At 70.8% G+C, this 25,785-nt stretch carries 30 protein-coding genes and 2 pseudogenes; 14 read left to right on the top strand and 18 right to left on the bottom strand.

Annotated features, from left to right (window positions below; genetic code table 11):
• The first annotated feature begins 214 nt into the window (after positions 1 to 214).
• A complete protein-coding gene (locus tag QMK24_RS16635) occupies positions 215 to 808 on the top strand; it encodes a PadR family transcriptional regulator (protein ID WP_283466787.1) in 594 nt (197 codons plus the stop codon).
• Between the two features lie 61 nt (positions 809 to 869).
• Here the strand turns inward: QMK24_RS16635 and QMK24_RS16630 are convergent, their stop codons facing one another.
• Positions 870 to 1,889 (bottom strand): LacI family DNA-binding transcriptional regulator, encoded by a 1,020-nt coding sequence (locus tag QMK24_RS16630; RefSeq protein WP_283466785.1) that lies wholly within the window; start codon positions 1,887 to 1,889, stop codon positions 870 to 872.
• A 155-nt stretch (positions 1,890 to 2,044) separates the two neighbouring features.
• On the opposite strand from QMK24_RS16630, the gene QMK24_RS16625 reads away from it, so the two are divergent.
• Entirely contained in the window at positions 2,045 to 4,324 is a 2,280-nt protein-coding gene (locus tag QMK24_RS16625; protein ID WP_283466784.1) for a glycoside hydrolase family 3 N-terminal domain-containing protein, read from the top strand.
• A gap of 74 nt (positions 4,325 to 4,398) precedes the next feature.
• Here the strand turns inward: QMK24_RS16625 and QMK24_RS16620 are convergent, their stop codons facing one another.
• Positions 4,399 to 4,827 carry a type II toxin-antitoxin system Rv0910 family toxin gene (locus tag QMK24_RS16620; protein ID WP_283466783.1) on the bottom strand — a complete coding sequence of 143 codons (429 nt, stop codon included), beginning with the start codon at positions 4,825 to 4,827 and terminating at the stop codon, positions 4,399 to 4,401.
• A 97-nt stretch (positions 4,828 to 4,924) separates the two neighbouring features.
• On the bottom strand, positions 4,925 to 5,464 hold the full coding sequence (locus QMK24_RS16615) for a hypothetical protein (RefSeq protein ID WP_283466782.1): 540 nt from the start codon (positions 5,462 to 5,464) through the stop codon (positions 4,925 to 4,927).
• A 94-nt stretch (positions 5,465 to 5,558) separates the two neighbouring features.
• Here QMK24_RS16615 and QMK24_RS16610 point away from each other — a divergent pair, with 94 nt between their 5' ends.
• The 4 genes from QMK24_RS16610 to QMK24_RS16595 all read left to right on the top strand — a co-directional run bounded on the left by QMK24_RS16610 (position 5,559) and on the right by QMK24_RS16595 (position 9,054).
• Positions 5,559 to 6,221, top strand: coding sequence for a pyridoxine/pyridoxamine 5'-phosphate oxidase (locus QMK24_RS16610; protein WP_283466781.1), 663 nt, complete (start codon positions 5,559 to 5,561; stop codon positions 6,219 to 6,221).
• Between the two features lie 124 nt (positions 6,222 to 6,345).
• Complete coding sequence (locus QMK24_RS16605; protein WP_283466780.1) at positions 6,346 to 6,858, top strand: Clp protease N-terminal domain-containing protein; 513 nt, start codon at positions 6,346 to 6,348, stop codon at positions 6,856 to 6,858.
• Positions 6,859 to 6,870: 12 nt separating this feature from the next.
• Positions 6,871 to 7,827 carry an EamA family transporter gene (locus QMK24_RS16600; RefSeq protein WP_283466779.1) on the top strand — a complete coding sequence of 319 codons (957 nt, stop codon included), beginning with the start codon at positions 6,871 to 6,873 and terminating at the stop codon, positions 7,825 to 7,827.
• 240 nt (positions 7,828 to 8,067) lie between these two features.
• On the top strand, positions 8,068 to 9,054 hold the full coding sequence (locus tag QMK24_RS16595; RefSeq protein ID WP_502962599.1) for a DMT family transporter: 987 nt from the start codon (positions 8,068 to 8,070) through the stop codon (positions 9,052 to 9,054).
• 49 nt (positions 9,055 to 9,103) lie between these two features.
• Here QMK24_RS16595 and QMK24_RS16590 read toward each other — a convergent pair whose 3' ends face one another.
• Together QMK24_RS16590 and QMK24_RS16585 are read right to left on the bottom strand one after the other, a co-directional pair.
• Complete coding sequence (locus tag QMK24_RS16590) at positions 9,104 to 9,742, bottom strand: FMN-binding negative transcriptional regulator (RefSeq protein ID WP_283466778.1); 639 nt, start codon at positions 9,740 to 9,742, stop codon at positions 9,104 to 9,106.
• A 12-nt stretch (positions 9,743 to 9,754) separates the two neighbouring features.
• The gene (locus QMK24_RS16585) at positions 9,755 to 10,399 is read right to left on the bottom strand and encodes a pyridoxamine 5'-phosphate oxidase family protein (protein WP_283466776.1); all 645 of its coding nucleotides are present in this window, start codon (positions 10,397 to 10,399) and stop codon (positions 9,755 to 9,757) included.
• Between the two features lie 35 nt (positions 10,400 to 10,434).
• On the opposite strand from QMK24_RS16585, the gene QMK24_RS16580 reads away from it, so the two are divergent.
• Positions 10,435 to 11,766, top strand: coding sequence for an aminotransferase class I/II-fold pyridoxal phosphate-dependent enzyme (locus tag QMK24_RS16580; RefSeq protein ID WP_283466775.1), 1,332 nt, complete (start codon positions 10,435 to 10,437; stop codon positions 11,764 to 11,766).
• A 14-nt stretch (positions 11,767 to 11,780) separates the two neighbouring features.
• Here the strand turns inward: QMK24_RS16580 and QMK24_RS16575 are convergent, their stop codons facing one another.
• Positions 11,781 to 12,770: a DMT family transporter gene (locus QMK24_RS16575; RefSeq protein ID WP_283466774.1), complete on the bottom strand. Its 990-nt coding sequence runs from the start codon at positions 12,768 to 12,770 to the stop codon at positions 11,781 to 11,783.
• A gap of 73 nt (positions 12,771 to 12,843) precedes the next feature.
• Here QMK24_RS16575 and QMK24_RS16570 point away from each other — a divergent pair, with 73 nt between their 5' ends.
• The gene (locus QMK24_RS16570; RefSeq protein ID WP_283466773.1) at positions 12,844 to 13,752 is read left to right on the top strand and encodes a LysR family transcriptional regulator; all 909 of its coding nucleotides are present in this window, start codon (positions 12,844 to 12,846) and stop codon (positions 13,750 to 13,752) included.
• A 402-nt stretch (positions 13,753 to 14,154) separates the two neighbouring features.
• On the opposite strand, the gene QMK24_RS16565 is transcribed toward QMK24_RS16570, so the two are convergent.
• Positions 14,155 to 14,670 (bottom strand): pyridoxamine 5'-phosphate oxidase family protein, encoded by a 516-nt coding sequence (locus QMK24_RS16565; RefSeq protein WP_283466771.1) that lies wholly within the window; start codon positions 14,668 to 14,670, stop codon positions 14,155 to 14,157.
• Positions 14,671 to 14,876: 206 nt separating this feature from the next.
• Here QMK24_RS16565 and QMK24_RS16560 point away from each other — a divergent pair.
• Positions 14,877 to 15,119: pseudogene (locus QMK24_RS16560) on the top strand (LLM class flavin-dependent oxidoreductase); the annotation flags it as partial.
• Positions 15,120 to 15,144: 25 nt separating this feature from the next.
• Here the strand turns inward: QMK24_RS16560 and QMK24_RS16555 are convergent.
• Both QMK24_RS16555 and QMK24_RS16550 read right to left on the bottom strand, forming a co-directional pair.
• Positions 15,145 to 15,546 carry a DNA-binding protein gene (locus tag QMK24_RS16555; protein ID WP_283466769.1) on the bottom strand — a complete coding sequence of 134 codons (402 nt, stop codon included), beginning with the start codon at positions 15,544 to 15,546 and terminating at the stop codon, positions 15,145 to 15,147.
• Positions 15,543 to 15,791, bottom strand: coding sequence for a type II toxin-antitoxin system CcdA family antitoxin (locus QMK24_RS16550; protein ID WP_283466768.1), 249 nt, complete (start codon positions 15,789 to 15,791; stop codon positions 15,543 to 15,545). The genes QMK24_RS16555 and QMK24_RS16550 overlap by 4 nt, the downstream gene beginning before the upstream one ends.
• 158 nt (positions 15,792 to 15,949) lie before the next feature.
• Here QMK24_RS16550 and QMK24_RS16545 point away from each other — a divergent pair, with 158 nt between their 5' ends.
• From QMK24_RS16545 to QMK24_RS16520, 4 genes are all read left to right on the top strand, one after another.
• Entirely contained in the window at positions 15,950 to 16,360 is a 411-nt protein-coding gene (locus QMK24_RS16545; protein WP_283466766.1) for a VOC family protein, read from the top strand.
• A gap of 290 nt (positions 16,361 to 16,650) precedes the next feature.
• A complete protein-coding gene (locus tag QMK24_RS16535) occupies positions 16,651 to 17,058 on the top strand; it encodes a helix-turn-helix transcriptional regulator (RefSeq protein ID WP_283466764.1) in 408 nt (135 codons plus the stop codon).
• A 5-nt stretch (positions 17,059 to 17,063) separates the two neighbouring features.
• Entirely contained in the window at positions 17,064 to 17,690 is a 627-nt protein-coding gene (locus QMK24_RS16530; protein WP_283466763.1) for a VOC family protein, read from the top strand.
• A gap of 659 nt (positions 17,691 to 18,349) precedes the next feature.
• A complete protein-coding gene (locus tag QMK24_RS16520) occupies positions 18,350 to 18,766 on the top strand; it encodes a sensor histidine kinase (protein ID WP_349307893.1) in 417 nt (138 codons plus the stop codon).
• A 208-nt stretch (positions 18,767 to 18,974) separates the two neighbouring features.
• Here the strand turns inward: QMK24_RS16520 and QMK24_RS16515 are convergent, their stop codons facing one another.
• The 4 genes from QMK24_RS16515 to QMK24_RS16500 form a co-directional block, all read right to left on the bottom strand.
• Entirely contained in the window at positions 18,975 to 19,973 is a 999-nt protein-coding gene (locus QMK24_RS16515) for an aldo/keto reductase (protein WP_283466761.1), read from the bottom strand.
• A gap of 540 nt (positions 19,974 to 20,513) precedes the next feature.
• On the bottom strand, positions 20,514 to 21,281 hold the full coding sequence (locus tag QMK24_RS16510) for an MBL fold metallo-hydrolase (protein WP_283466759.1): 768 nt from the start codon (positions 21,279 to 21,281) through the stop codon (positions 20,514 to 20,516).
• A 50-nt stretch (positions 21,282 to 21,331) separates the two neighbouring features.
• The gene (locus QMK24_RS16505) at positions 21,332 to 21,925 is read right to left on the bottom strand and encodes an HD domain-containing protein (RefSeq protein WP_283466758.1); all 594 of its coding nucleotides are present in this window, start codon (positions 21,923 to 21,925) and stop codon (positions 21,332 to 21,334) included.
• 25 nt (positions 21,926 to 21,950) lie between these two features.
• Positions 21,951 to 22,949: a GlxA family transcriptional regulator gene (locus QMK24_RS16500; protein WP_283466795.1), complete on the bottom strand. Its 999-nt coding sequence runs from the start codon at positions 22,947 to 22,949 to the stop codon at positions 21,951 to 21,953.
• A gap of 106 nt (positions 22,950 to 23,055) precedes the next feature.
• Between QMK24_RS16500 and QMK24_RS16495 the strand changes: the two are divergent.
• Positions 23,056 to 23,295, top strand: a pseudogene (locus QMK24_RS16495) (LLM class flavin-dependent oxidoreductase); the annotation flags it as partial.
• Between the two features lie 52 nt (positions 23,296 to 23,347).
• Here QMK24_RS16495 and QMK24_RS16490 read toward each other — a convergent pair.
• The 5 genes from QMK24_RS16490 to QMK24_RS16470 form a co-directional block, all read right to left on the bottom strand.
• Complete coding sequence (locus QMK24_RS16490) at positions 23,348 to 23,740, bottom strand: DNA-binding protein (RefSeq protein ID WP_283466756.1); 393 nt, start codon at positions 23,738 to 23,740, stop codon at positions 23,348 to 23,350.
• A complete protein-coding gene (locus QMK24_RS16485; RefSeq protein ID WP_283466755.1) occupies positions 23,737 to 24,018 on the bottom strand; it encodes a hypothetical protein in 282 nt (93 codons plus the stop codon). Before QMK24_RS16485 ends, QMK24_RS16490 begins: the two co-directional genes overlap by 4 nt.
• Positions 24,019 to 24,451: 433 nt before the next feature.
• Positions 24,452 to 25,141 (bottom strand): hypothetical protein, encoded by a 690-nt coding sequence (locus QMK24_RS16480; RefSeq protein WP_283466754.1) that lies wholly within the window; start codon positions 25,139 to 25,141, stop codon positions 24,452 to 24,454.
• Positions 25,050 to 25,502: a hypothetical protein gene (locus tag QMK24_RS16475; RefSeq protein WP_283466753.1), complete on the bottom strand. Its 453-nt coding sequence runs from the start codon at positions 25,500 to 25,502 to the stop codon at positions 25,050 to 25,052. Before QMK24_RS16475 ends, QMK24_RS16480 begins: the two co-directional genes overlap by 92 nt.
• Complete coding sequence (locus QMK24_RS16470; protein WP_283466752.1) at positions 25,499 to 25,726, bottom strand: hypothetical protein; 228 nt, start codon at positions 25,724 to 25,726, stop codon at positions 25,499 to 25,501. Before QMK24_RS16470 ends, QMK24_RS16475 begins: the two co-directional genes overlap by 4 nt.
• Between the last annotated feature and the right edge of the window lie 59 nt (positions 25,727 to 25,785).

The following is a 25,785-nucleotide window of genomic DNA, read 5'->3' as shown; positions in this document are numbered from 1 at the left end:
ATAAGAAGATCACTATCGATGCTCCAACTTCAATGTCACAAACAATGCAGTGGCCCATCTTCAATGACACAAACAACCATCAGCCCAACTTCGATGACAAGGGGCCCATCTTCACTGGCACAGGTCAAGGTGGCCCGGAAGAGCCTTGCCGAACGTACGATTCCGATATATCGTTGAAGCATCGCGACCGATCAACGATGGGAGGAGCGTCATCATGCGTTCCCAAGGACATGGACATTGCGGACCCGGCCACCACGGCGGGGGAGAAGAACGTGAGCAGCGGCGTGCGGCCTTCGGTCCGTTCGGCCCGCCCTTCGGGGGCGGCCCCTTCGGCCCCGGCGGGCGCGGTCGGGGCGGGCCCCGGGGCCGGGCGCGGCGCGGCGATGTCCGCGCCTCGATCCTGGCGCTGCTCAAGGACCGTCCGATGCACGGCTACGAAATGATTCAGGAGATCGCCGAGCGCAGCGGCGGTGCGTGGAAGCCGAGCCCCGGCTCGGTGTACCCGACGCTGCAGCTGCTGGAGGACGAGGGCCTGATCACCAGCGCGAGCGAGGGCGGCAAGAAGCTGTTCACGCTCACCGACGCCGGCCGGACCGAATCCGACGCGGGGCCCGACGCCCCGTGGGAAGAGGCCGGCCGGGGCATCGACTGGGATGCCATGAACGAGATCCGGAAGGCCGGCGGCGGCCTCGTCGAGGCCTTCAAGCAGGTCTGGGCGACCGGCACCCCCAACCAGCGCGAGAAGGCGCTGCTCGTGGTCAACGACGCCCGCAAGAAGCTGTACCTCATCCTCGCCGAAGAGGACTGAACCGCAGAGACGGGCCGCAGAGACGGGCCGATGAGCGGGGCCGATGAGCCGGTCCGGGGCGCTATGCCCCGGGCCGGCTCGACGCGCGTACGACGAGCCGGGTCGGCACGATCCACGGCGTGGCCGGCTCCGCCGGATCAGCGTCCAGCAGGCCGCGCAGCGCCTTGACGGCCGCCGAGCCCAGCGCGTGCCGGTCCTGGGCGATGGTGGTCAGGGCCGGGCGGACCAGGGAGGCCGCGTCGATGTCGTCGAAGCCGACGATCGCGAGATCGCCGGGGACGGACAGCCCCGCGTCGGCGGCCGCGTGCAGCGCGCCGATCGCCATCTGGTCGCCGGCCGCGAAGACCGCCGTGGGCGGTTCGGCCGCAGCGAGCAGGGTACGGACGGCGCGCTCACCGCTGTTCAGGAAGAAGTCCCCCGTGACCACGTACTCCGGAGGGACGGCCACCTCGAGCCGGGCGCACGCCTGCTGGAATCCGGCCAGCCGCTCGGCGGCCGGCGGCAGCCGCAGCGGGCCGGTGACGGTGGCGATCCTGCGGTGTCCCAGGGCGTACAGGTGCTCCACGGCGGCGGCCGCGCCGGCGGCGTTGTCGGACGTGACGCGGACGGTGCGCGGGCCGCTCAGCGCGACGTCGATCCCGGAGCAGGGGACGTCGGAGGCGGCCAGGGCCCGCAGGGCGCGGTCGTCGGCGGGGGTGCCCAGCACGATGACGCCTTCGAGGTTGTGGCGGCGCACCGCCTGCAGATACGTGGTGTCCGCGTCGCCGGGCCCCGAGGTGGTCAGCAGCATCAGGTGGTAGTCCGCCTCGGACAGCGCGGTGCGCACCGCGCTCAACATGCCCTGCAGGAATGGATGCTGGAATCCGAGCGTCTCATAGCCGGTGTCCCAGACCAGGCCGATGGTGTCGGACCGGCGGCGCACCAGTGTGCGGGCGGGTTCGTTCGGCGCGTAGCCCAGTTCGCTGGCGAGCCGCCGGATACGGTTGCGGGTCGCCTCGCTCACCTCGGCGCGGTCGTTGAGCGCGCGGGAGACGGTCGCGGTCGAAACGCCGCTGCGCAGGGCGAGTTCGCGGATGTTCACGGCGATGGCACCTGTTCCTGAAGTGGTGAGGTTGTGTGCTGCACACAGTCTTGACGATGTGTCATGGCGAAGACAGACTTCCGGCGCACCGGAAACGTTTACGTAAAGCGGCTCCGCTCACCGGGGCCCGGACAGGAACGGATGCTGCGATGCCCATGAAGTCACCAAGAACCCGCTTCAGGGGACTTGTCACCCTGGCCACCGCCGCGGCCTGCGTCGCGGCGGTCGGCGCGGTACCGGCCCAGGCCGGGGACTCGCCCCATTACACCGACTCCAAAGCGCCGGTCGAACTGCGCGTCAAGGACCTCCTGAAGCGGATGACGCTGGAGGAGAAGATCGGGCAGATGGACCAGATCGCGGTCGCCCGGATCCAGGGCGACTGCCAATGGAGCGGCGGCGCCCTCAACGAGACGTGCATGAAGTCGGTGCTCGGGGACTACGCGGCCGGTTCCGTGCTCTCCGGCGGCGGGATGGGACCCGCGGTGAACACGCCCGCGGAGTGGGCGAAGATGGTCAATACCGTACAGAAGTACGCCGTCGACAACTCGCGGCTGCACATACCGGTGCTCTACGGGGTGGACGCCGTGCACGGCCACAACAACGTGCTCGGCGCGACTGTGTTCCCGCATCAGATCGGCCTGGGCGCCACCTGGGACCCGGCCACCGTGAAGGCCGCGGGCGCCTCCACCGCGCGCTCGGTCGCCGCGACCGGCATCGACTGGAACTTCGCGCCCGTCGCCGATCTCGCCCGCGACCAGCGCTGGGGCCGCTACTACGAGACCTACGGCGAGGACCCGCTGCTGGCCGGCACCCTGGCCGCCGCGAGCGTCGACGGCATCGACTCGGCGAACGGCGCCAAGCACGTCGTGGCCACCGTGAAGCATTTCGGCGGCTACTCCGAACCGTCCAACGGGCATGACCGGGTGCCCGCGGACGTCTCCATGCGCTATCTCCAGGACACCCTGCTGCCGTCCTACAAGCAGGCCGTCCAAGCCGGCGCCAAGACGGTGATGGTCAACTCCGGTGCCGTCAACGGCATCCCGGCGACCTCCTCGAAGTACCTGCTCACCAAGGTGCTGCGCGACCAGTGGGGCTTCAAGGGCGTCACGGTCAGCGACTGGGAGGACGTCCGGGCGCTGCAGACCAAGTACAAGATCGCCGCCGACTACCCCGAGGCGATCGCGCTCGCGGTCAACGCGGGCCTGGACATGGCCATGGAGCCGTACTTCGCCAAGGAGTGGAGCACCGGCCTGAAGACCGCTGTCAACCGCGGCCTGGTGTCCGTCAAGCGCATCGACGAGTCCGCCGGCCGAATCCTGCGGATGAAGTTCGAACTCGGGCTGTTCGAGCACCCGTACGTGGACGCCGCCAAGGCCGACGCGGCGGTTCTGGGTGTTGACAAGGACCTGGCGCGCAAGGCCGCCGCCGAGTCGCAGGTGCTGCTGCGCAACGACGGCGGGGTGCTGCCGGTCTCCCCGGCGGCCAAGAAGATCGTGGTCGCCGGTTCCTACGCCGATGACATCAACGACCAGGTGGGCGGCTGGACCATCGGCTGGCAGGGCGTCCCCAACGGCGTGGCCCTGCCGGGCATAACCGTGCTGGCCGGGATCAAGGAGGCGGCGCCCGCGGGCACCCAAGTGGTGCGGGCCACCACCGCCGATGACGCGGTGGCGCAGGCCAAGGACGCCGATCTGACGGTCGTCGTGGTCGGGGAGAAGGCCGCCGCTGAAGGTGCGGCGGACACCCCGCGGCCCGAACTGCCTGCGGACCAGCAGGCGTTGGTGAAGTCGCTCAAGGCGGCCGGCAAGCCGGTCGTCACCGTCGTCATCGCGGGCCGGCCGCTCGCGCTCGGCGACGCGGACGGCACCCAGGGGCTGCTGATGTCCTGGCTGCCGGGCAGCGAGGGCGGACACGGCGTGGCCGACGTGCTGTTCGGCAAGGTCAACCCCAGCGGACGGCTGCCGGTCTCCTGGCCGAAGCACATCGGCAACGGGCCGCTGTACTACCAGCAGCTGCCGGGCACCAACGGCGGGCCCGAGTCCTCGTACGACGCGGCCTACCCGTTCGGCGCCGGGCTCTCCTACACCTCCTACGCCTTCGGCGCGATCACGGCGGACAAGCCGGCGGTGCGGGCCGGGGACCCGGTGGGAGTCAAGGTCACGGTGTCCAACACCGGTGGCAGGGAAGGGGACCTCGTGGTGCCGGTGTACGTGTCACGGCCGGTCAGTGACGTCCTGGCACCCGCCGGCAGGCTGGTCGCCTTCACCAAGGTGCACCTGGCGGCCGGGGAGACCCGGACGGTACGGCTGCAGGTGCCGGCGAGCACGCTCGCGGTGACGCCGGGCGACCTCGACGGCGCGGGCACACCGAAGGTCGAGCGCGGCGCGTACACCTTCACGGCGGGCGACAAGACCGCCGCGGTGACGGTGCGCTGAACCGGCGGGTGCGGGGCGGCGGTTCCGGCCGCCGCCCCGCATCCGTCCGCACGTCCCCCAAGTGCCGGCGGCCGCTACTCGACGAGCCCGGCCAGCTTGCGCAGCGATTCGTTGAGGGCGGCGGTCGCCGAATCCTTGAGCTTGCCCGCCATCATGGAGACGGCGGCGCCGGCGAAGCTGCTGTCGATCCGCAGCTCGGTGCCGTCGCCCTCGGGGGTCAGGGTGTAGGTCATGCTGAGGTTGACGCCCATCGGGCCCTTGCCCTTGATGCCCAGAACCCGTTCGGCCTCCAGGGTCTCCACGCTCCAGGTGACCTCGGCCGGGAAGCCCATCATCTTCATGTTCTCCTGGTAGGTGGCGCCGGCCGCCAGCGGCGACGGGCCCCCCTTCGGAAAACTGGTGTGGGTGGCGCTCCACTGGCCGTACGACGCGAAGTCGGTCAGCTGCCTCCAGACCTTCTCGGCCGGGGCCGCGATGCGCGCCTGTGCGGAGACTTCGGCCATGCGATCACTCCTTGTGCGAGGGCGCTGCGGCTCGCGCGCAGCGACGGTGTCGCGGAACGTAGTCGCAGGGGCCCGAACATTCAATACTGATGAAGTGTCAGAACTGCTGAGCCGCCAGGGATTCGCGCCGGGCCAGCCGTACACTCCGCGTCGGTACCGGCCCGCGGCTCAGCAGCCGGTCCACATGCCCCCGGTTCAGCCCGTGTGCCGGATTGACCCGCAGCAGCACCCGGTCCCGGCGGAATCGCGCCTGCCGGGCGAGCCGCCGCGGGATGACATCGTCGGTCCAGGCGAACGGGCGGCCCCCGCGTGGCGCAGGATCGGCGCCCACTTGCGGCCCGAGAACAGTTCCGCGCGCGGCAGCCGAGGATCCCCGGGGCGCGGCCGGTAGCGGCTGAACTCCACTACGGGCAGCGCCGGCAGGCCCAGCCGCGGGGCTGTGTGACGGTTGGCCTCGTGCTCCCAGGTGGTGGCCCAGGTGAGCTCGTAGACGGCGGACAGTTCGCGCAGCCACGCGCCGTGTACCGGCCGAGAGCAGCACGGTGTAGTCCAGGATGTCGTACGCGGTGAATTCCGCCGATGGCAGTACCGGATTGAGGACGCCGTCGATGTCGAGGAAAAGCAGCGGTTTGGCCATCGGTCTCCTTCCCCGGGACGGGGCAGGCGGGTTCGTGTGCCTGTGAGGGACGAAGGGCGGGGCCATCGTGGTTGCGCGGTCAACAGGAGGACATATGGACGAGCAGCTGCTGGCACGGATGCGCTCCACGCCGGTGCTGGCCGGATCGCTGCCGCGGTTCGACCCCGGGCACGCGGACCCCGCCCCGGGGCGGCAGTTCGCCCACTGGCTGGGCGACGCGCTGGACGACGGCGTGCCGGAACCGCACGTCATGACGCTCAGCACCGCGGACCGCGACGGGCGCCCCTCGGCGCGGGTGCTCATGCTGCGCGGCATCGACTCCGACGCGTGCGCGTTCGTCTTCGCGTCGGACGCGGGCAGCCGCAAGGGGCACGACCTGTCGGCGAACCCGCACGCGGCGCTGAGCTGGTACTGGCCGCTGCACGGCCGTCAGATCCGGGCGGCCGGCAGCGTCGAGGTGCTGGACGCCGAGACCGCGCGCCGCGACTTCCTGGGCCGCGGCGAGCCGTCCCGGGTCGCGGGCTTCACCGGGCGGATGAGCGCTCCGCTCGCCGGACCCGGCGCGTACGACGAGGAACGACGGCGGGCCACGGGCCTGGTCGCCGCCGACCCGGGGGCCGTTCCGGCGGGCCATACGGTCTACCGGCTGCGGGCCGAGGAGATGGAGTTCTTCCAGGGCGACCCGGACAGCTTCCACGTCCGGCTGCACTACGTCCGCCAGGGCGGCGACTGGAGGCGGGGGCTGCTGTGGCCGTGAAGCGTCCTGTGGCCCTGCCTCATCCTCAGGGATGAGGCAGGCCGGAACCCCCCGCCTTCGGACGGACCCGCACATGGCCCCTCGCGGGGATGCTCCGGGGATCGCGTCCTGATGAGGTAGGAGAGTGCACAGCGAAGCCCGGCCCCTGGACCTGACCCACCTCGACGACGACGCGCGGCTCACCGTGGAGCTGCGCACGGTGGCCGCCGGCGCCCGGCGGCGCGCTGGACGGGACGGGGACCGGCAGATCGACACCGCCCATCTGCTGCACTCCCTGTTGGAGACCGACCCCCGGGCGCGAGCCGTCTGCGACGCGGGCAGCGGCCAGGTGGCGCGGGTGCTCGGCTATCTGGTGCAGCGCAGCATCGGCTACGGCATGGAGTGGCGCGGCTCGGTCGAGGACTCCGGGGCGCTGCCGGTGATCGCCGGGCGCGCCGCCCCGGGCTGGAGTCCGTCCGCCGCCGCCGCGATGCGGACGGCCGTGCTGGCGGCCCAGCGCCGGGGCCGGATCCAGGCCGACGGCGTCGACCTGCTCACTGCGCTGGCCGCCGATCCGGAGAGCCGCGCGGTGGAGGTGCTGCGTACCGCGGGACTGGACGTCAGCCGCTATCTGGACGAAGGTCCTGTCGCGAGCTGACATTATGACCCGATGCATGCTTCTCAGGGGAGGAACGCGGGGCTGGGGCTCGCTCTGGCGTCAGCGTTCGCGTTCGGTGGTTCAGGAGTAGCGGCGAAACCGCTGATCGAGGCGGGACTCGACCCGCTGGATGTGGTGTGGCTGCGCGTGGCGGGGGCGGCGCTCATCATGCTGCCGGTCGCGCTGCGCCACCGCTCCCTGCTGCGCGAGCGGCCCGGGTTGCTCGCGGGGTTCGGCCTTCTCGCCATCGCGGGAGTGCAGACGTTCTACTTCGCGGCGATCTCCCGGATCCCGGTGGGTGTCGCGATCCTCGTCGAGTTCCTGGGCCCCGCCCTGCTGTTGGGCTGGGTGCGCTTCGTGCAGCGCCGGCCGGTGAGCCGCGCCGCGGCGATCGGTGTGGTGCTGGCGGTCGGCGGCATGGCCTCGGTGGTCGAGGTGTGGTCGGGCCTGGCCTTCGACGCCTTCGGCCTGCTGCTGGCCTTCGGCGCGGCCTGCTGCCAGGTCAGCTACTTCGTCCTGGCCGACCACGGCACCGAGGGCGAGGACGCCCCCGACCCGATCGCCGTCATCGCCTTCGGGCTGCTGATCGGCGCCGCGGTGATGACCGCCGTGGCGCGACCGTGGGGGATGCACTGGGAGGTGCTCGGCCGGCAGGCCGCGCTCGGCGACAAGCAGGTGCCCGCCGTGCTGCTCGTCGGCTGGATCGTCCTGGTGGCGACCGTGGTCGCCTATCTGACCGGGGTTCTGGCGGTGCGCAAGCTGACCCCGCAGGTGGCCGGGGTGGTCGCCTGCCTCGAAGCGGTGGTGGGGACCGTGTTCGCCTGGGTGCTGCTCGGCGAACACCTGGGCGTACCGCAGATCATCGGCGGCACGCTGGTGCTGGCGGGCGCGTTCGTCGCCCAGACCACCAGCCAGGGCGGCAGGAGCAAGCCGGTGGCCGAGCCGTTGCCACAGCCCGACCTCGTCTGAGCCCTGCACGTCGACTGAGCCCTGTTCGCCGCAGCGGGGCACTGCCCGGACCCGGCCTTGTGAGCGGGCGCCCGCTCCTCGTAAGGTGACGATCATGCACCTCACCGTTCTGCCGCCGCCCGCCGCCTAGGCGGGCCGCCAAGCCACGGAAGACCCGGCTCGGGCAGGTACCCGAGCAGGTCGCGGCTGCCCGCACACGGGACCACGCGACCGCCTCATGTCTTCTGCGGGAGAACACTCGTGCCATCGATTCATGGCCACACCCCTGCCCCGTCCGTCGGACGCGGCCTGCTCTACATCACCTTCGCCGCGACCGCCTGGGGCACCGCCGGCGCGGCCGCCGCGCTGCTCCTCGCGAGCAGCGGCCTCGGCCCCATCGCGCTGACCTTCTGGCGCACCGCCGGGGGCTTCGCCCTTCTGCTGCTGGTCCGGCAGGCCCGCCGGCGCGGCGCTGCCGCCCGTACCGCGGCGCCGAAGGAGCCCCGCCGGCGTGCGGTGCTCCGCATCCTGGCCACCGGTATCGGCCTGACGGTCTTCCAGGCCGCCTACTTCGCCGCCGTCCAGTCGACAGGACTGGCCGTCGCCACGGTCGTCACCCTGGGCGCGGGACCCGTCATCATCGCCATCGGCGCCCGCGTCACCATGGGCGAACGGCTCGGCCGCGGCGGCGCCGTGGCGGTCGCGGGCGCCCTGACCGGGCTCGCGGTACTCGTCCTGGGCAATGGCGGCGGGTCCGTGGCCCCGGCCGGGGTCGGGCTCGCGCTGCTGTCCGCGTCTGGCTACGCCTGCATCACGCTGCTGACCCGGTGGATGGGCCGGGGCGGCGACGCCGGGGACCCGTTCGCGACCTCGCTGTGGTCCTTCGCGGTGTGCGCGGTGACGCTGCTGCCGCTCGCCGCGGCGGACGGGCTGTGGCCGCACAGCGCCGACCTCGGCCACACCCTGTGGCTGATGGTCTATCTGGCCTCCGTGCCGACGGCGCTCGCCTACGGGCTGTACTTCGCGGGCGCCGCGGTGGTCCGCGCGGCGACGGTCTCGGTCATCGCGCTGATCGAACCGGTGTCAGCGGCGGTCATCGCCGTCGTGGTCCTCGGTGAGCGGCTGACCGGAGCGACTGTGCTGGGCACCGTGATCCTGCTGGGTGCGGTGACGGCGCTGGGCCTGGAGGAGGCCCGGCTGGCCTCGGCCGGCCGCCGCGCGGCGGTGCGGTCGGCCGGCGCCGGCTGAGGCCCCGGCAGGTGGGACCGCTCCACCTGAGACCTCGCCGGCCGGTGAATCAACCGGAAGCGGCCAGCCGGCGCAGCTGATGGGCACGGGCCGCCTCGTCATGCGGGGCGGCCCGGTCCGCGAGGCGCTCCGTGACCTGCTGCTGCATGTGCCGGGGCTTGTTGCCGCCGTACTTGAACTTCGCGCGGACCTCCGTCACTTCGAGCCGGATCCCGCGGATTCCGGGCAGCATCCGGCCGAACGGGGCCAGCCTGGGGGCGACCCGCGCGTAGTCGCCGGCCGGCTGGAAGTGCGCGAGCTGACGGTGCAGCACGGCGGCCTTCTGCGCCTCGTCGTCGATGACATGCGCCGTGCACACCAGCTGGACGGCGGCGTAGAAGCTGGTCGGCGTGCCGTGCTCGGGGGGCACGCCCTCAGGGGCGTGCCACGGGCCGGGGATGAAGGTGTAGTCGTCCACGACGCTGAGCGTCACCCGCGGGTTTGCCTCCAGGGCGTGCCACAGCGGGTTGGGGCGGGCGAGGTGGGTGAACGCCTCGTTGCGCTCCGCGTCGTAGGCGAAGTGCAGCGGCTGGACGAACGGCGGTTCGCCGGGCGGCCCGTTGACGGCGAGCTGCCCGAAGTCGTGGCCGGTGAGCCAGGTCTGCCACTCGGCGTCGTCCAGCGGCGCGTCCCAGGGGTGGATCAGCATGTCGCGGTCCCCTCAGGCGAGGTAGGCGGGCAGGTCGATGGCCGGGTCGAGATCGTCGGCCGGTACGGGGGCGCCGTAGGTCCTGTCGACGGGGACGATCCCGGTCCAGTAGGGCAGACCGGCGTCCTCGGGCTCGTCGTTGGGGCCACCGGTGCGGAGCTTCGCCGACACCTCCAGGAGCTCGAGTCGGATGACGGAGGTCGCCGCCAGCTCCCGGGCGTTGGCGCGGCGCGAGTCGTCCGCGCGACCCGGCACCACCTGGTTGACCAGCGCGTCCAGCGCTTCGAGGCGCTCGGCGGGTTCGGTGACCTGATAGGCGGTCCCGTGCACCACCACCGAGCGGTAGTTCATCGAGTGGTGGAACGCGGAGCGGGCGAGCACCAGGGCGTCGAGGTGGGTGACGGTCAGGCAGACGGCCAGCCCCGGGTCCGCTGCGCCGCGCAACGGCCGCGATCCGGTCGAGCCGTGGACGTAGAGCCGCTCGCCGACCCGGGCGTAGAGCGTGGGCAGGACGACGGGCGCGCCGTCGCGGATGAACCCGAGGTGGCACAGGTAGCCCTCGTCGAGGATCGCGTGGACGGTCTCACGGTCGTAGGCGGCACGCTCTCGTGCCCGGGTGGGGACGGTACGGTCCGTGGTCTCGTACGAGGTGGTCATGGCGGAATCCTTTGAACTAGTGCATAATCATGTTTGTGCTAGGAGAGTATCGAATCACAGGCCGGGGCGCATCGGGTATCGCCGCCGACATCGAGCGGGCGGTGGGCGAGGGCGCGCTCAAGCCCGGCGCGCCGCTGCCGCCGCTGCGCGAACTGGCCCAGGAACTGGACGTGAACCCGAACACGGTGGCCGCCGCCTACCGGCTGCTGCGCGACCGCGGGGTGATCGAGACGGCCGGGCGGCGCGGCAGCCGGGTGCGCAGCCGGCCCGCCACCACCTCGCGCGACCAGATCCGGATCGAAGTGCCGCCCGGGGTGCGGGACATCTCCCAGGGCAATCCGGACGTCGCGCTGCTGCCACCGCTGAAGGCGGCCTTCGCGGCGGCCCTCGACCGCAACGCCGAGGACCCCGCGCTCTACGGTGGACCGGCGGTCGACGCCGAACTGGACGGCCTCGCCCGCGCGGCCTTCGACCGGGACGGTGTGCCGGACGGTCCCATCGGCCTCACCTCGGGATCGCTCGACGCGATCGAACGGGTACTGACGGCCCACCTGCGCCCCGGCGACGCGGTGGCGGTCGAGGACCCGGGCTGGGGGAGCGTGCTGGACCTGGTGCCGGCCGTCGGGCTGCGCGCGGTGCCGGTCGGGGTCGACGACGACGGCCCGGTCGTCGCGGACGTCGCACGGGCGCTGCGGGACGGAGCGCGCGCGCTCGTCGTCACCGATCGCGGGCAGAACCCCACCGGCGCGGCGATCTCGGCGGACCGTGCCAGGGAACTGCGGGCGGTGCTCGTGGAATACCCGCAGGTGCTGGTGGTGGACGACGACCACGTCCACGGCCTGGTCGATCTGCCGCTGCACTGCCTGTCCGGCGTCACCACGCACTGGGCGCTGGTGCGTTCCACCGCCAAGGCGTACGGCCCGGACCTGCGGCTGGCCGTCTTCACCGGCGACCCCGTCACCGTCGACCGCGTCCAGGGACGGTACCGGCTGGGTGCGGGCTGGGTGAGCCATCTGCTCCAGCGCGCCGTGGTGCACCTGTGGGAGTCCGGCGCGGTCGATCCGCGCCGGGTGGCGCGGTCGTACGGCCGGCGCCGTGACGCCCTGGTCCTGGCGCTGGCCGACCGCGGTATCGCGGCCCATGGCCGCAGTGGCATGAACGTATGGGTGCCGGTCTCCGACGAGACCGGCGCCGTGGCCGGGCTGCTGCAGGCCGGCTGGGCCACCGCCCCGGGAGCCCGCTTCCGGCTGGCCTCGGCCCCCGGGGTGCGGCTCACGGTCTCGGCCATGGGCCCGGACGACATCGTGCCGCTCGCCGACGCCGTCGCCCGGGTGGTCGGGGCGTCAGGCGCGGGGCGCTACGGCTGAGACCCGTGCGCGGGTTACGGCTGAGGCGTGCCCGCTGCGGTCCGGGCCTTGCGCGCCTTGCGCGGGCGCAGCTGGGTGAGCGCGGCGCCCGCCAGGACGACGGCCGCGCCGACCGGCTCGTTCCAGCCCAGCCGCTCGTGGAGGAGCAGCACTCCCGCGGCGGTCGCCACGACCGGGATCAGATAGGTGACCATCGCACCGATCGTCGGCCCCTTCTCGGCGACCAGGCCGTACTGGATCAGGAACGCGATCCCGGTGCCCAGGGCCCCGAGCGCGAGGACCGACAGCACCGACAGCAGCGGGAAGGAGGTGGGCATGGAGGTGAAGAACGGTGTGATCACAGCGAGTTGAATCGTGCCGAGCAGCAGCTGGCTGCCGGACATCGCCAGGTTGGAGTTACCGGATCCCGCCAGGGTGCGGCGCACATACGCCCAGCCGACCGCGTAACTCGCGGCCGCTATCAGGGCCATGGCGGTGCCTGCCGGATCCTGGCCGGAGAAGCCCTGCCAGGCGCCGAGCACGGTCAGCACCCCGAGGAAGCCGAGTCCGACGCCCGCGAAGCGCTGCCGCGTCGGACGGTCCTCGGAGAGTGCGACGACCGAGACGACCATGCTCCACAGCGGGGTGGTGGCATTGCAGATCCCCGCCAGGGTGGAGGGAATCGTCAGCTCGGCGTAGGCGAACAGCGAGAACGGCAGCGCGTTGAGCAGGAGCGCCGCGACGGTCAGATGCAGCCAGGCCCACTTCCCGCGCGGCAGCCGGTCGCGCTTGACGATCAGCGCGGCGACCAGCACTACCGTGCCGAAGACCATCCGGCCGAGGGTCACCTGCAGCGGTGCGAACGCCTCGGTGCCGACCTTGATGAACAGGAAGCTGAATCCCCAGATGAGGCCCAGGACGGTGAAGCGGATCCGCCAGTCCACCGCGCGGCGGACCGGCGTCGCCGCCCCCGGTGCCGGGACGGGGGGCGCGGTGGCGGGCCGGAGGCCGGCGGGGACGCTCATGCGCCTACGATGACTGATTTTATTGCGTAGAACAAGCGAGATTAAATGTGAGTCAACGCGTAGTATTACTTACATGTTGAACCTGGAGCGTCTCCGGATCCTGCATGCCATCGCCACCTACGGCTCCGTCAGCGCCGCCGCGGACGTCCTGCATGTGACGACCTCGGCCGTCTCCCAGCAGATGGGCAAGCTGGAACGGGAGACCGGCCAGCAGATGCTCGCCAAGAACGGCCGCGGTGTACGCCTCACCGACGCGGGCCGGCTGTTGTCCGGTCACGCCGAACGCATCCTCTCGCTGGTCGAGCTGGCCCACTCCGACCTGGAGGCGCACCGGGGAGCGGCCGTCGGGGAGATCGTCCTCGGGGCGTTCCCGACCGCCGCCAGGGGGTTGCTGCCCGCGGCGCTCGCCACCCTGCGCCGGGACCACCCGCAGCTGCGACCGCGGCTGGAGGAGATGGAACCGGCCGAGTCGGTGGCCCGGGTGGTGCGCGGCGACATGGACCTCGCCGTTGTCCTCGACTGGTACAACCGGCCCCTGTCCCTGCCGTCCGGCCTCGCCAAGGCCCCGCTGCTGGATGACATCGCGGACGTCGCGATGCCGTCCGGCCACCCCCTCGCCGGCCGGTCCCAGATCGAACTCGAGGACTTCGCGGACGACGACTGGGTCTCCTGGCCGGCCGGTGAGTTCTGCCACGACTGGCTCCTGTTCACCCTGCGGGGCAAGGGGATCGAGCCGCGGCTGTCGCACTCCGCCGAGGAACACCACACCCAGCTCGCGCTGGTGGCCGCCGGTCTCGGCGTCGCGGTCGCCCCCAGACTCGGCCGGGGACCGGTCCCCGCCGGGGTGAGTGTCGTCCCGGTCCGCCACACCATGCACCGCCACGTCTACGCGGTCTGGCGCGAGGACGCCGACCGCCGCCCGGCGATCCGAGCCGCAGTCGACGCCCTGCAGTCCTCCGCCGGCTCCGCGGCGACCGGCTGACGGTCCGCCGGGGCCATGGGTCTCCTCGCGTGGTCACATGCTTCCGGGGCTTCGACCTGGCTTCCGGGCGCTGTTGGGCCCGTACCTTCCCCGGAGACCTCACGGGTACCGCTCGTTCGCCACGGGCTTACCGACCCCGAACCCCTCGGCGCCGTAGCGCTTCGGCGCGAAAGGTGACCCCGGTCAGGCCGGCGTGCGGGTGCACGTCTGCCGGACGGCCGGAACCGTGCGGGGAAGCACCGGGGCCGATCATTGAGCGCACAACCAATTGTGCGTGGTGGGGCGGCAGGTGCGCACGGGAATCGCCGTACTCGGGGCGGCACGGCCGCGGATGAGCTGACCTGATGCCCGGATTGCCCCCGTTGCCCCCGTTGCTCCGATTGCTTCTGCTCGTCACTCTCGTCACTCCCGCTCGAAGCGCCAGCGGGTCTGGCTGAACTCGCCCTTCGAGAAGCCGAAGACCGTGGTGGGGGCGACCGCGTACACCAGGGCTTCGTTGCCGTCGCCGAGGAAGGCACCGCCGTGCACGTCGAAGTGCCAGCTGCTGCCGTACTTGGTCTCGTACGCGTCGGCGAGCCGCTGGAGCCGGACCTCGTCGGCCACCCGCGTCGCGTCGCCCTCGACCACCAGGTCCAGGCCCTCGCCGAGACTGTTGCGTCCGGTCGTGAGCGCGCAGTGGGCGTTCTGCGCGAGGTTCAGGGCCTTGCGCTCCTCCGCGCCCGTGCAGAAGTGCAGCGCCTCGTCCAGCCAGACGGCCAGCAGTGGGGTGACGTGCGGGCGCCCGTCAGGACGCACCGTCGACAGCCAGAACACCTCCGCCTCCTCCAGCATCCCGCGCGCCCGCGCCCAGTCCGTCGCGGTCGCACCCTCACCGCTGAACCGGGCGTCCAACTCGGTCACTGGCTGCCTGTCTGCCATCAGTCCGTGCTCCTCCTGTTCGGCGGTCAATACGCTCGTCCATACGCTCTTCCATAGATATAGACCTCACTCACCGGCTGAACTCATCGCCCACGCCGAGCGGAGAGTGCGGAGGCCGGACGTCGCAGGCCGGAGGTCGGAGGGAAGATCGCGTGGGGCCGCAGGCAGGTGCGCGTGCGGATGGGCGTGGTCGTAGGGTCTGGGGTATGCGTCCGAGTACTGTGATCCTGCCCGTGTAACGCTGGACCGAGGGCCGGGAGGTGTGGCGACGGGCCGAGGAGCTCGGCTTCCATGCCGCCTACACGTACGACCACCTGTCGTGGCGGTCGTTCCGGGACGAGCCGTGGTTCGGCGCGGTGCCCACGCTCACGGCGGCGGCGACCGCTACCGAGCGGCTGCGGCTGGGAACGCTCGTCACGTCAGTCAAGCATCGTTCACCCATCACGGTCTGACCTGCGGAGACGCCCCCTGCCCTCAGATGCCGATCAGTCGAACGCGGTTGCCGCACAGCCGGGCCATGTCGTCGACATCGGAGGTGAGCATTGCCACCGGTCCCGGCTGGCGGAGTGCGGCTTCCGCGACCGTCGCGTCGATTGCGTACTTGTGGCCGTGCAGGCCGGCGGCCTTGAGCAGTTCCGCCGCCGCCTTCGCGGCTCGCTCAGTGACCGGCTCGACCTTCACCCGGGACAGCGCCCACTGAAGCCGTGGCATATTCACCCGGGAGTGGCTGACCTCCACGACGGTGTTGGCGCCGATGACAAGGTCGGCACTCATCGTATGGAACACCTGAAGCATCGCGAGGATCTTGCGGTCCTGGGTGATCCAGGCGGACAGCCCCTGGGAATCCAGGACGACGGTTTCGATGTGCTCGTTCAAGCCGCACTCGCCGGACCGTCGGCTTCAGCCGCACCGAAGATACTAGAGCGGGCCTCTGACAGCTCTTCCTCGCTGAAGGTCCCGTGTTCCTCCTGGTGACGCCGCAAGTCTCCGCCGAGAAGCTGATGCCGTATCTGACGGGCCACCGCCTCGGCGACATAGCCGGAGACATTGTCGGTGAGCTTCTTCAGCTCTGCCACCTGCTCGGTCGGAAGCGTAACCGTGATGCGCGTCGTGTCGGCCATAGCGCAAGCATACTGCAGTATGCTTGCGCTATGGCCGACACCGACCCCGTGCGTCTGTCGCCATCCGCACAGAGTCGGTCAGCGGTGAGTTCCGATCTGGCCTGATCGATCAGGAATCGAGAAGCGCGGGTCACGGAGCCGCACTTAGCCTGATTGTCATGGACATCACCATTCACACGAGCTTCCTCCCGCATGACGACCCGGACGCGTCCCTGGCTTTCTACCTCGACGCCCTTGGCTTCGAGGTCCGCAGCGACGTCGGACAGGGCAAGATGCGCTGGATCACGGTCGGCCCCGTCGGCGAGCCCGGCACGTCCATCCTCCTGGCGCCGCCGGCCGCCGACCATGGGATCACCGAGGACGAGCGCCGCACCATCGTCGAGATGATGGCCAAGGGCACCTACGGCTGGATCCTGCTGGCCGCCCGAGACCTCGACGGCACTTTCGAGAAGGTGCAGGCCCGCGACGCCGAGGTCGTCCAGGAGCCGACCGAGCAGCCGTACGGCATCCGCGACTGCGCCTTCCGCGATCCCGCAGGCAACCTGGTCCGCATCCAGGAGCTTCGCTGAGCCGTCCGGCCATCGATTCGGCCACCCCCTCGGCGGCCGCACCATCGCAGAGGTGCTCGCGATGTCGGCCGACGCGGCCGAGGCGCGCACGCCGGCCGCCCACAAGGGCGGCGCCTACATCCTCGCCGAGCCGACCACCGACCCCCATCCCGCCGCCGTCGATCAGTTGTCCGGCCTGCTCGACCGGCTCGTCGACTCCTGCCAGCCGGTCATCGCCATCGAGCACCTCGCCGCCTCCCTCGGCATTGCAACCCAGGTGCTCGCGGACATCGACGAAAAGGAGTTCTCTCATGTGTCACCCCTCGTGGGGCCGCGCACGCACCGCGGCGCAGCGCCTGAGCGACCTCGCGCGACTGCGCCGCGTCCGCGACCGGATCGACCGGGAGTACGCGCAGCCGCTGAACGTCGAGGCGCTCGCCCGCGGCGCGCACGCGTACCTGATGACGCGTCGCATCGAGCGCGCCACGGCGCTGCTGCGCCGTGGCGACCTCAGCGTCACCGAGGTCTGCTTCGCGGTCGGCTGCTCATCGCTGGGCACCTTCAGCACCCGCTTCACCGAGCTGGTCGGCATGCCGCCCAGCGTCTACCGGCGCCGCGCAACGGGCGCTGCGGCGGGGATGCCGACGTGTGTGGCAAAACAGGTGACAAGACCGGTCAGGAATCAAGAAGCGCCGGTCGCCGAGCCGCAACTAGCGTGATGGCCATGGCATCCATCGAATCCGTCACCCTCGACGCGGCCGACCCCACGGCCGCCAACCGCTTCTACACCGCCGCCTTCGGACTGGACACGCAGATACGCCTGCGGGCCTCGGAGGCACCCACAACCGGCTTCCGTGGGTTCACGCTGGCGCTCACGGTGTCCCAGCCGGCCACCGTCAACAGCCTCATCGACGCCGCCCTCGACGCCGGCGCCACGCCGCTGAAGCCTGCCGCGAAGTCGCTCTGGGGCTACGGCGGTGTCGTACAAGCCCCGGACGGGACGATCTGGAAGGTCGCGACCTCGGCGAAGAAGGACACCGGCCCTGCCACCCGGCGGGTCGACGAGATCGTGCTCCTGCTGGGAGTCGCGGACGTGGCCGCGAGCAAGCGGTTCTACGTCGCCCAAGGCCTTGCCGTGGCGAAGAGCTTCGGCCGCATGTACGTCGAGTTCGCTGCTGGGTCGAGTCCCGTCAAGCTGGCGCTGTACAGGCGCCGTGCCCTTGCCAAGGACGCCGGCGTCTCTCCCGACGGCACCGGATCGCACCGGCTCGTGATCGGCGGCGATGCCGGGCCTTTCACCGACCCGGACGGGTTTGCATGGGAGGCCGCATCGCCGGCACCCACGCCTTGATGTGTCATTACTGCCTGCCCTGCCCTGCCTGGTCGCCGATCACGAGACAGCCGCCGGGCTCGGGGCGGCGGTGGCGGGTGCCGAGCTGATGCGCCCACCGCGGCCGGCCGCCATCGTCACTCGGACCGAGTGCACCGCGCCTCGCCGCCCCGGTGAACCGACCGATGACCGGCGGAGCCCGTCCGCTGAAGGAAGGGCTCTCCACGAAGTGACCGGAGGAAGCATGACGGGCGCGCCGCCACGTGGACTTGAGGAGAGGCTGCGGGACACTCGCGCGAAACTGGAGAGCGACGTCGATCTCTGGGTCGCGACGTCGGGCTCCCGGGCGGCGTCCACCTCATCCCGCTCTCGTACCTCTGGGACGGGAACGCGTTCCTCATCTCGACGCCGCGCGCCTCGGTCACCGGCCGCAACCTGCTGGCGTACGGCCGGGGGCGACTCAGCCTCGCGTGAGGCGAACGAGCTGCGGGGACGCGACCTCATGCGCGACGGCCGCTGGCTCGGCTGACCGCCGCACGGGAACACACCCGCCCCACCCGGCGAGCGGTGCGGCTGAGGACGTGGACTTCCAGCGAGCTGACGCCCACACAAGGTCAGGGCATGCGTCTGAGCACTGTCATCGCCCATCACGTGCTGACCTGCGATCTTCAGTCGGCCCAGTGGGCATCGACGGCCGTGCCGAGGGCGACGACGGGTCGACGCTGTCGCCCGCGGTCCAGTCCGTGATCGGCTGGGTGGTCCGCGAGGGCACCACGAACGTGCTGCGGCACGGGGACGCCCGCAGCTGCGTCATCCGGCTGTGGGTACCCCCGGCGGGCCCGGCCGTACTGACCATGGAGAACGACGGGGCGGCGGGGTCGGTGCACTCTGCGGTGTCCGGACCCTCCGCTTCAGGGCCGCCCGGGAGTGGGCTGACCGGGCTGCGCGAGCGCGTCGGTGCGCTGGGCGGCACGCTCACCGCCGAACCGGAGACCGGCGGGATCTTCGTTTTCAAGCGGGCCCGGATACGAGCGGGTGGGCCAGAATTTCGGTGGGGCACCGGGGGGGGGGCCACGACCCGCAGGCGGCTCTGCTGAGAAGGATCGACCCCGGTCGGCGAGATAAGGCGCTGGCTATCGGTCTGGTCTGGTGCTGCCGAGTCGTGACGTGACCACCCTGCGGCTTCCGGCTCGCGCGGCCCTCCCGGTGCACGGTCCGCCGTGTGGTGCTGCCCGACGGCGGACCGTGCACCACCTGCGGCACTCGCAGCTGATACACCCGCAGATCCGTCGACCACAGGCAACCTCAGCGTTCGAGGTGGGCCCGTCCAGAGGCCGCGTACCGCTCACCGATGGCGGCTCCTGCGGGGACGGCTGCCTCAATACGGGCAATCTGCCCGGCGGTCAGCTCGACCTCGGCGGCGTCCGTGTTTTCCTCCAGGTATTTGATCCGCTTGGTCCCGGGGATCGGCACGATGTCCGCGCCCTGAGCCAGCAGCCACGCGAGCGCGAGTTGGACGGCGCTGTGGCCGCTCTCCTTTGCGATCGCGCGCAATTCGAGCACCAGCTTCAGATTCGCCTCCAGATTGTCGCCCTGGAACCGGGGGTTCTGGCGGCGGAAGTCGCTCGGGGACAGGTCTTCCAACGTCGTGATCGTCCCGGTGAGCAGACCGCGGCCGACCGGGGAGAAGGGGACGATGGCGATGCCCAGTTCGCGCGCCGTCGGGATGATCTCCGCCTCGATGCCGCGGGTGAACAGCGAGTACTCGCTTTGCAGCGCCGCGATCGGGTGTACGGCGTGGGCCGCGCGCAGGGTCGCGGCGCTGACCTCGGACAAGCCCAGGTGCTTCACCTTGCCGGCCCGTACGAGTTCCGCCATGGCGCCGACCGACTCCTCGACCGGCACATCGGGGTTGCGGCGGTGCATGTAGTACAGGTCGATGTGCTCGACCCCGAGTCGGGCGAGCGAAGCGTCCACGGCCTCGCGGACGTACGCCGCGTCGTTGCGGATCGTCTGGACGCCGCCCTCGCCGGAATGGAAGCCGAACTTGGTGGCCAGGATCACCTCGTCACGGCGCGTGCCCGCCAGGGCGCGGCCGACGAGACGCTCGTTCCTGCCATCGCCGTACATGTCGGCGGTGTCGAGGAAGGTGACGCCGAGATCGAACGCGCGGTGGATTACCTTGATGGAGCGGGACTCGCCGGGGTTGCAGGTTTCGGGTCCGTAGACGCCCGACATCCCCATGCAGCCGAGGCCGAGGGCGGAGACGTCAGGGCCGTTCGCGCCGAGTTTTCGGTATTTCATGAGGAAAATGCTCCTTGAGAGGGAGATGGGGTTCTGGCGATGCGGATGCGCGGCAGGTACGGAGAGACGCCGTAGAGGGTCTCGACTGAGCCGACCGCGCAGGTCCTGTCTGTGGTCAGCCGGTCGGTACGTTCAAGCAGACGGCGGGCCGCTTCGAGCCGCAGCTGTTCGACGAAGGCACCGGGTGTGCTGCCGGTCTCGGAAGGAACACACGGGCGAAGTGTGCCGTTCGATCATCGCCATCCGGTGGGCGAGCGCGCGCCGACAGGTCGTCGTCCAGGTGCTCGCCGATCCAGCGGCGCAGGTTGTGGACGTCCTCGAGGGTGCCCGGGAGTTGGGCCAGCGGCCACTGAACTGACTCTGACCGCCGGGACCGCGCCGATGTTCCCGGGCGGCCACCACCAACATCGCGATTGACTTCCGCAACTCGGCGAACGCGTGCTCGACGTACGGCCGGACGACGGAGAAGATCGGAACCGGGCCGCGTCGCTCAGCGATCAGGCGTACCTCGCAGTCCGTACACCTCAGGTTGGAACATCCTCACTGAGCCTGCGGCTCAGCGCTCTCCGTTCGGACCTGGAGGCGGCCCCGGGCCGCGAGTCCGGAGAGCCGGGCCTGCTCCCGGATTGCCCAGCGGCCGACCCGGTCGGGGTCGAGCGGGGTACCGTGGCCGACATACAGCCTGGTGGGCTTCAGGGCGAGCATTTCGCGCAGGCTTGCCAGGTTGCGCAGCGGGTCGTCGTGGAAGGGCGGGTTGGCCGGGCGGCCGGCGATGAGACCCATGAAGGAGTTGGCTACCAGGTCGCCGGCTACCAGGGCGCCCTCGTCGGTGAGGACGGAGATCGCGCCTGCCGTGTGCCCGGGCGTGGGCATGATCCGGGCGTCGACGCCGAAGTCGGACAGATTCGTCTCGCCATGCACGAGTATGTCCGGCTCGAACTTTTCGACCTGGACGTGCAGGTTCTTGCTCCTGTTCATGAGGCGTCCCATCGGCCCGGTCGGCAGGTACGGCAGGCGGGGCCGACCGGTGCGGTAGGGGCCCAGATCGGCGACGTGCCCGGCGATGGGCGCGCCGGTGAGCCGGTGCAGTTCGGCAGCGGAACCGTAGTGGTCCAGGTGACCGTGGGTGATGACGATCAGGCGTACGTCCTCCGGGTCCACTCCGTGTCCGGCGACCTGGTCGTAGATCCTGCGGCCACTCCCGGGCATCCCGGCGTCGACGATGACCGGGTGCCGGCCCAGCAGCAGGTAGGCGTTGACGGCTCTCCTGCCCAGGACAGGGATGGGGATGACCTTCGTTCGGGACATGGCTTCTCCGTGATTCTCAGGGCGTCGCTGGCGATGGGGGCAACTCGGGGTCAGTCGGCGAACGGGGCGTTGGCGATCAGGTCCAGGAACTCTGTGCGCTCCACCAGAGCGCCAATCCGTGAGGTCGGCTTGGTCGCCGCCTGTCGGGCCATCACCTCGATGAGATAGCTGGTGAAGTGCTGCCGGGGGTGGATCTCCAGCACCGCGGCGAGAAGTCCGGGCGGCAGCTGGTCCAGGCGCGCCCCGATGACGTCCGCCGCTGCGCCGAGGTGGACTGCGGCCACCTCGGGGCGGGGGTCGTCGGCCGTCTCCGGTTCCAGGTGGAGCGTGATCGCATCCCGGACCAGCGCAACGGTCTCGGGTCGGGCGCCACCGGCCAGCAGGTGCTCTTCGGCCAGCCGAGCGCCGTGCAACTCGAACGGGGTCCGGGGGTGGTTGTACGCATCGGTGAGGCCCAGGTCGTGCAGTGCGGAGGCGATGAAGAGTGCCTCCGCGTCGAAGGCGCGCCCGCGTTCGGTGAGAAGGGCTGCTCCGAACCGGTACGTGCGATGGCAGTGGGCCACCAGTGCGGGAGGGGAGACGGCGAGCAGGAGCTCATTGGCGGCGCGAGCCAGTGGTGAGTCAGGGAACGGAGCGAGCGGCACAGGAATTCCTCCACGAATCAGGGGACTACTGGGCAGCCGCGGTCGGCGACCGAAAGCGGCGGCGGTACTCGGCCGGGGTGGTGCTCAGCCGGAATTTGAACGTGCGGTGCAACGTCTCCACCGAGCCGAGTCCGCTGGCGGCGGCGACATCCGGCAGAGCGCGGTCGGTCTCCTCCAGCAGCCGACGGGCGACCTCCAGCCGCATGGACTCCAGGTAGGCGGCAGGTGTGTGGCCGGTGCGGCGGCGGAATACCCGGGTGAAATGACGCACACTCAGGTGCATCTGGTTGGCAAGGGTTTGCAGGGGAAGCTCTTCGGCGATGTGGTCGGCCATCCACCGGCGCAGCGCGTCGATCCGGTCGTCGGAGGAGGCCTGCAGGGAGAGTGGAACACTGAACTGGCTTTGACCACCCGGGCGTTTGAGGTACATCACCATCGCGCGAGCGGTGGCGAGCGCCAATGGCTGCCCGTAGTCCTCGGCGACCATGGCCAACGCCAAGTCCATCCCCGAGGTGACGCCCGCGCAGGTCCACACCCGCCCGGCCTTGATGAAGATCGGATCTGCGTCGACGGTGATCCGCGGATGGTCGGCCGCGAGTTGCGCGGCGGTGAGCCAGTGCGTGGTGGCCGGCAGTCCGTCGAGAAGCCCGGCAGCGGCCAGCAGGTGCGCGCCGGCGCAGACTGAGGCGACGCGGCGGGCACGCGGCGCCGCCACGGCCAACCAGTCGACAATGGCAGGGTCGACCACTGCTTCGACTCTGCCCGAGACGAAGGCCATCGCACCTGATACCAGCAGGGTGTCCACCCCGCTGCCCACCTCGTCCAGCGTTACGTCGGCAACCAGTCGGATCCCGCTGGAGGTGGTCAGCTCCCCGCCCTGCGCCGCTGCGATCTCGACCCGATAGCCGGGATCGTCAGCGGCGATCAGCCGCGAGGCGACCGAGAACACCTCGGCCGGCCCCGTGACGTCCAGCAACTCGGTGCCGGGGAAAGCGGCAATGACGACTCTGCGTGATTCAGGCACGTCACGATCATTGCGCCCGATGCGGGCGTCCACAATGCCCATAATCTGTCAGATCTGGCCATGCCTTGCCGCAGCCCGGAGCGGCGTTCCACGTATGGTCGGTGGCATGCGACTGAGCACGGTGATCCTCCCCATCCACCGGTGGGCCGAAGGGCAGAAGATCTGGCGGCGGGCCGAAAACCTCGGTTTCCACTGTGCCTACACGTACGACCACCTCTCTTGGCGGTCGTTCCGGGACAAGCCGTGGTTCGGGGCAGTCCCCACGCTGACCGCTGGCGCAGCGGCGACCGAGCGCCTGCGCCTTGGCACGCTCGTCACGTCAGTCAAGCCGCCTTCACCTATCACGGGCTGACCTGCTGGAACGCGACAAGGGCGGCGGCAAGGCCAACGTGGGCGGCTCAGATCGGCTCGACGGCGATGCGAGGGTGGCACAGTCGGCGCAGGTCATCGGTGTCGCTCGTGACGACAGTGACGTCGCCGTGCTCCAGGTGGGCCGTGGCACCGAGCATCGCGTCGATGGCGTACTTGTGGCCGTGCAGGCTTTCGGCGGCGAGCAGTCTGCTTGCCGCTCGTGCGATCTCCTCCGTGACGGGGCGCACCTTGGTCAGGGAAACGGCATGGTCGAACGCCGCCTGCGGCACCTTCGGGTCGCGTGCCTCCACCAGCGTGGCCGCGCTCGTCACGACGAGCAGGTCCAGGCTGCGGGCGACGTCCAGCCACACGGTCATGTCGCGGTGCCGGCGGGAGAGCTTGGACAGGGCCTCGCTGTCGAGAACGAGAGTCCCGCTCATGCGGCGTCCGCTGGAGCGGATCCACCGCGGTGGGCAGCGTGGTGGGCGCGGATCCGCTCGGCCTTGGCCGACACATCAGCCGGGTCGACGGGGCCGTGCTCCGCTTCAGCGGCGGCGATGTAATCGTCGATGGCCTCGCGCTGGAGCTGCCGCTGCACGGCCTCCTCGATGTATGAGGAGACACCTTGCTTACCGGCGCGTGCGCGAATCGCCTCCAAGGTCTCGGCACGCAGAGAGACGCTGGTCACTCGGGTCTTGCCAGGGCGGGACGTATCCATACGAGAAGTGTAGTACATGACATGTTAATCCGCTGGCGCGCCGGGTGCGAGTATATGAGCGTGGTCGGCTCGGCCAACCGCCCCGCAGGCCACCTTGCGGAGGCTGCGCTTCATTCCATGGGTCGTCGGGCTTGTACGGCAGGTGCCGAACCGCGTGAGCTGTAGCTACCGGCGACCGGCACCGAGCGCACTGAGACGGTCGCCGATCACGGAGACACCAGGGCGGGGCTCGTTCGTGCCTCGCCTTCCTCGCCGCCGACGGTCGCGATCTCCCAGATCACGGTGAGTGGCTCGCGTCGGCTTCGGCTCGTACTCATGGGTTTCCTCGCTTCCGCATGGCAAGGGCTTTGTACCGACCGGAGCACGTCCCGCCCCGCGTCGGCAACCTCTGGCCAGAGCTGAGTCGGCCTCGGGGAGGGTGGGGCGCGCGCCGTCAGGGTTCGTGCTGGGCGGGTAGTTCCTGGGTGAGCTGTCCTGTGAGACGTTCGGCGTTGAGGGCGCGGATGGCGGTGTCGACGGCGGCGCGGTCGGTGAGGTCGATGCCGCGGGCGGCCAGGGCGGCGGCGGTCTGCTTGGCCGGGCCCCAGGCGGTGTGCTCGCCGAAGGCCGCCTCGAAGTCGGGCAGATGGGTGGCGATGGCTGTGGTGACGGGGGTGATCCAGCGGTCTGCGACTCCTCGCTCGGTGAGGGCGAAGCACACCCAGTCCTTGAGTACGCCGGGCAGGAGGGTGTGGTGATCCTGGTCGAGGACGGCTTTTCGGGGCAGCCAGTCGGTGAGGAACAGCGCGATGTGGGTGGGGCTCCAGCACAGGGGGCCGGTGGTGATGTGACTCGCGCCGTAGTCGAGGAAGATCTCGGCCAGCGAGCGGACCGTGGCCGCGTCGTCGTCGCCGGCGGCGGCGCGGCTCGCGGTGAACTCGGTGAGCAGACGGTCGCGTTCCGTCTCCGGCATCTCCTGGTGGGCGGGCCAGTCGGGCAAGTGGTCACGGCAGCGCGACCAGGCCAGGGCGCGCAGTGTCACGTAGTCCTCGTCATCGTGGCGGGGCCAGGTCATGGCCGTGGTGCGCAGGGCCGATGCGAGGTCGGCGAGGCTGTCGGGGACGGGATGTCCGGCGAGCGGCATGGGGACGTCCTCGTCGTCGTGCAGGTCCGTCCAGGCGGTGGCCGCGTCGGGGGGCGAGCAGGGCGAGTTTGTCGACGAGGGTGCCGCCGGGTTCGGTGATCTGAACCATCAGGGTGTGGGGGACGTGGCCGTCGTAGGCGATGAAGAGCACGCGTTCGCTGTCGTAGACGTCCACCGCCTGCCAGGCGCGTACCGGCCGGTGATCGCCGGTGCCGTGCCACGCGGGCAGGGGTTGGGTCTCCGTGAGGATGGTGACGGTACTCGTCAGCATCGGCCGGCTCGCCTCGGGTGCGACCCGTGCCAGCGCGGCGACGGCGGCGAGGCCGTGCGGGGAGGGAGTGGTGGAGGCGCGTCCGGTCACTTCCAGCAGAGCCGTTCCTCCGGTTCGCGTTCACCCAGCGGGGCGGCCAGCCATGCCTCGCCGAGCCAGCTACTCGCCCACGCCTCGGCCTGCAGTACGTCGACGCTGCCTCCGCTCATCCGGCGGGCGTCGCGCACCACCTGGTCGGACAGGCGCGCGGGTGCCGGTGAACGGCGTACGGACTTCTTCGAAGAGGCCTTACAGCGGCCACGGCTCTTCGGCATACCTGTCAGGCTGCCACATCCGGGGCGTGTGAGGGGAGGCGCGGCCAGCGGCGGGCGCC

The organism is Streptomyces sp. PH10-H1 (assembly GCF_030063355.1).
Taxonomy (GTDB): Bacteria; Actinomycetota; Actinomycetes; order Streptomycetales; family Streptomycetaceae; genus Actinacidiphila.
This window is presented reverse-complemented; position numbering and strand designations above follow the sequence as displayed.

Excerpts from the sequence above, each read along its gene's own strand:
- QMK24_RS16575 (WP_283466774.1), bottom strand. The coding sequence starts at position 12,770 with ATGAGCGTCCCCGCCGGCCTCCGGCCCGCCACCGCGCCCCCCGTCCCG.
- QMK24_RS16550 (WP_283466768.1), bottom strand. The coding sequence starts at position 15,791 with ATGGCCGACACGACGCGCATCACGGTTACGCTTCCGACCGAGCAGGTG.
- QMK24_RS16570 (WP_283466773.1), top strand. The coding sequence starts at position 12,844 with ATGTTGAACCTGGAGCGTCTCCGGATCCTGCATGCCATCGCCACCTAC.
- QMK24_RS16530 (WP_283466763.1), top strand. The coding sequence starts at position 17,064 with ATGGCATCCATCGAATCCGTCACCCTCGACGCGGCCGACCCCACGGCC.
- QMK24_RS16590 (WP_283466778.1), bottom strand. The coding sequence starts at position 9,742 with ATGCTGATCCACCCCTGGGACGCGCCGCTGGACGACGCCGAGTGGCAG.
- QMK24_RS16515 (WP_283466761.1), bottom strand. The coding sequence starts at position 19,973 with ATGAAATACCGAAAACTCGGCGCGAACGGCCCTGACGTCTCCGCCCTC.
- QMK24_RS16565 (WP_283466771.1), bottom strand. The coding sequence starts at position 14,670 with ATGGCAGACAGGCAGCCAGTGACCGAGTTGGACGCCCGGTTCAGCGGT.
- QMK24_RS16585 (WP_283466776.1), bottom strand. The coding sequence starts at position 10,399 with ATGACCACCTCGTACGAGACCACGGACCGTACCGTCCCCACCCGGGCA.
- QMK24_RS16535 (WP_283466764.1), top strand. The coding sequence starts at position 16,651 with ATGTGTCACCCCTCGTGGGGCCGCGCACGCACCGCGGCGCAGCGCCTG.
- QMK24_RS16490 (WP_283466756.1), bottom strand. The coding sequence starts at position 23,740 with ATGAGCGGGACTCTCGTTCTCGACAGCGAGGCCCTGTCCAAGCTCTCC.
- QMK24_RS16545 (WP_283466766.1), top strand. The coding sequence starts at position 15,950 with ATGGACATCACCATTCACACGAGCTTCCTCCCGCATGACGACCCGGAC.
- QMK24_RS16510 (WP_283466759.1), bottom strand. The coding sequence starts at position 21,281 with ATGTCCCGAACGAAGGTCATCCCCATCCCTGTCCTGGGCAGGAGAGCC.
- QMK24_RS16610 (WP_283466781.1), top strand. The coding sequence starts at position 5,559 with ATGGACGAGCAGCTGCTGGCACGGATGCGCTCCACGCCGGTGCTGGCC.
- QMK24_RS16600 (WP_283466779.1), top strand. The coding sequence starts at position 6,871 with ATGCATGCTTCTCAGGGGAGGAACGCGGGGCTGGGGCTCGCTCTGGCG.
- QMK24_RS16620 (WP_283466783.1), bottom strand. The coding sequence starts at position 4,827 with ATGGCCGAAGTCTCCGCACAGGCGCGCATCGCGGCCCCGGCCGAGAAG.
- QMK24_RS16470 (WP_283466752.1), bottom strand. The coding sequence starts at position 25,726 with ATGCCGAAGAGCCGTGGCCGCTGTAAGGCCTCTTCGAAGAAGTCCGTA.
- QMK24_RS16480 (WP_283466754.1), bottom strand. The coding sequence starts at position 25,141 with ATGCCGCTCGCCGGACATCCCGTCCCCGACAGCCTCGCCGACCTCGCA.
- QMK24_RS16615 (WP_283466782.1), bottom strand. The coding sequence starts at position 5,464 with ATGGCCAAACCGCTGCTTTTCCTCGACATCGACGGCGTCCTCAATCCG.
- QMK24_RS16625 (WP_283466784.1), top strand. The coding sequence starts at position 2,045 with ATGAAGTCACCAAGAACCCGCTTCAGGGGACTTGTCACCCTGGCCACC.
- QMK24_RS16485 (WP_283466755.1), bottom strand. The coding sequence starts at position 24,018 with ATGGATACGTCCCGCCCTGGCAAGACCCGAGTGACCAGCGTCTCTCTG.
- QMK24_RS16635 (WP_283466787.1), top strand. The coding sequence starts at position 215 with ATGCGTTCCCAAGGACATGGACATTGCGGACCCGGCCACCACGGCGGG.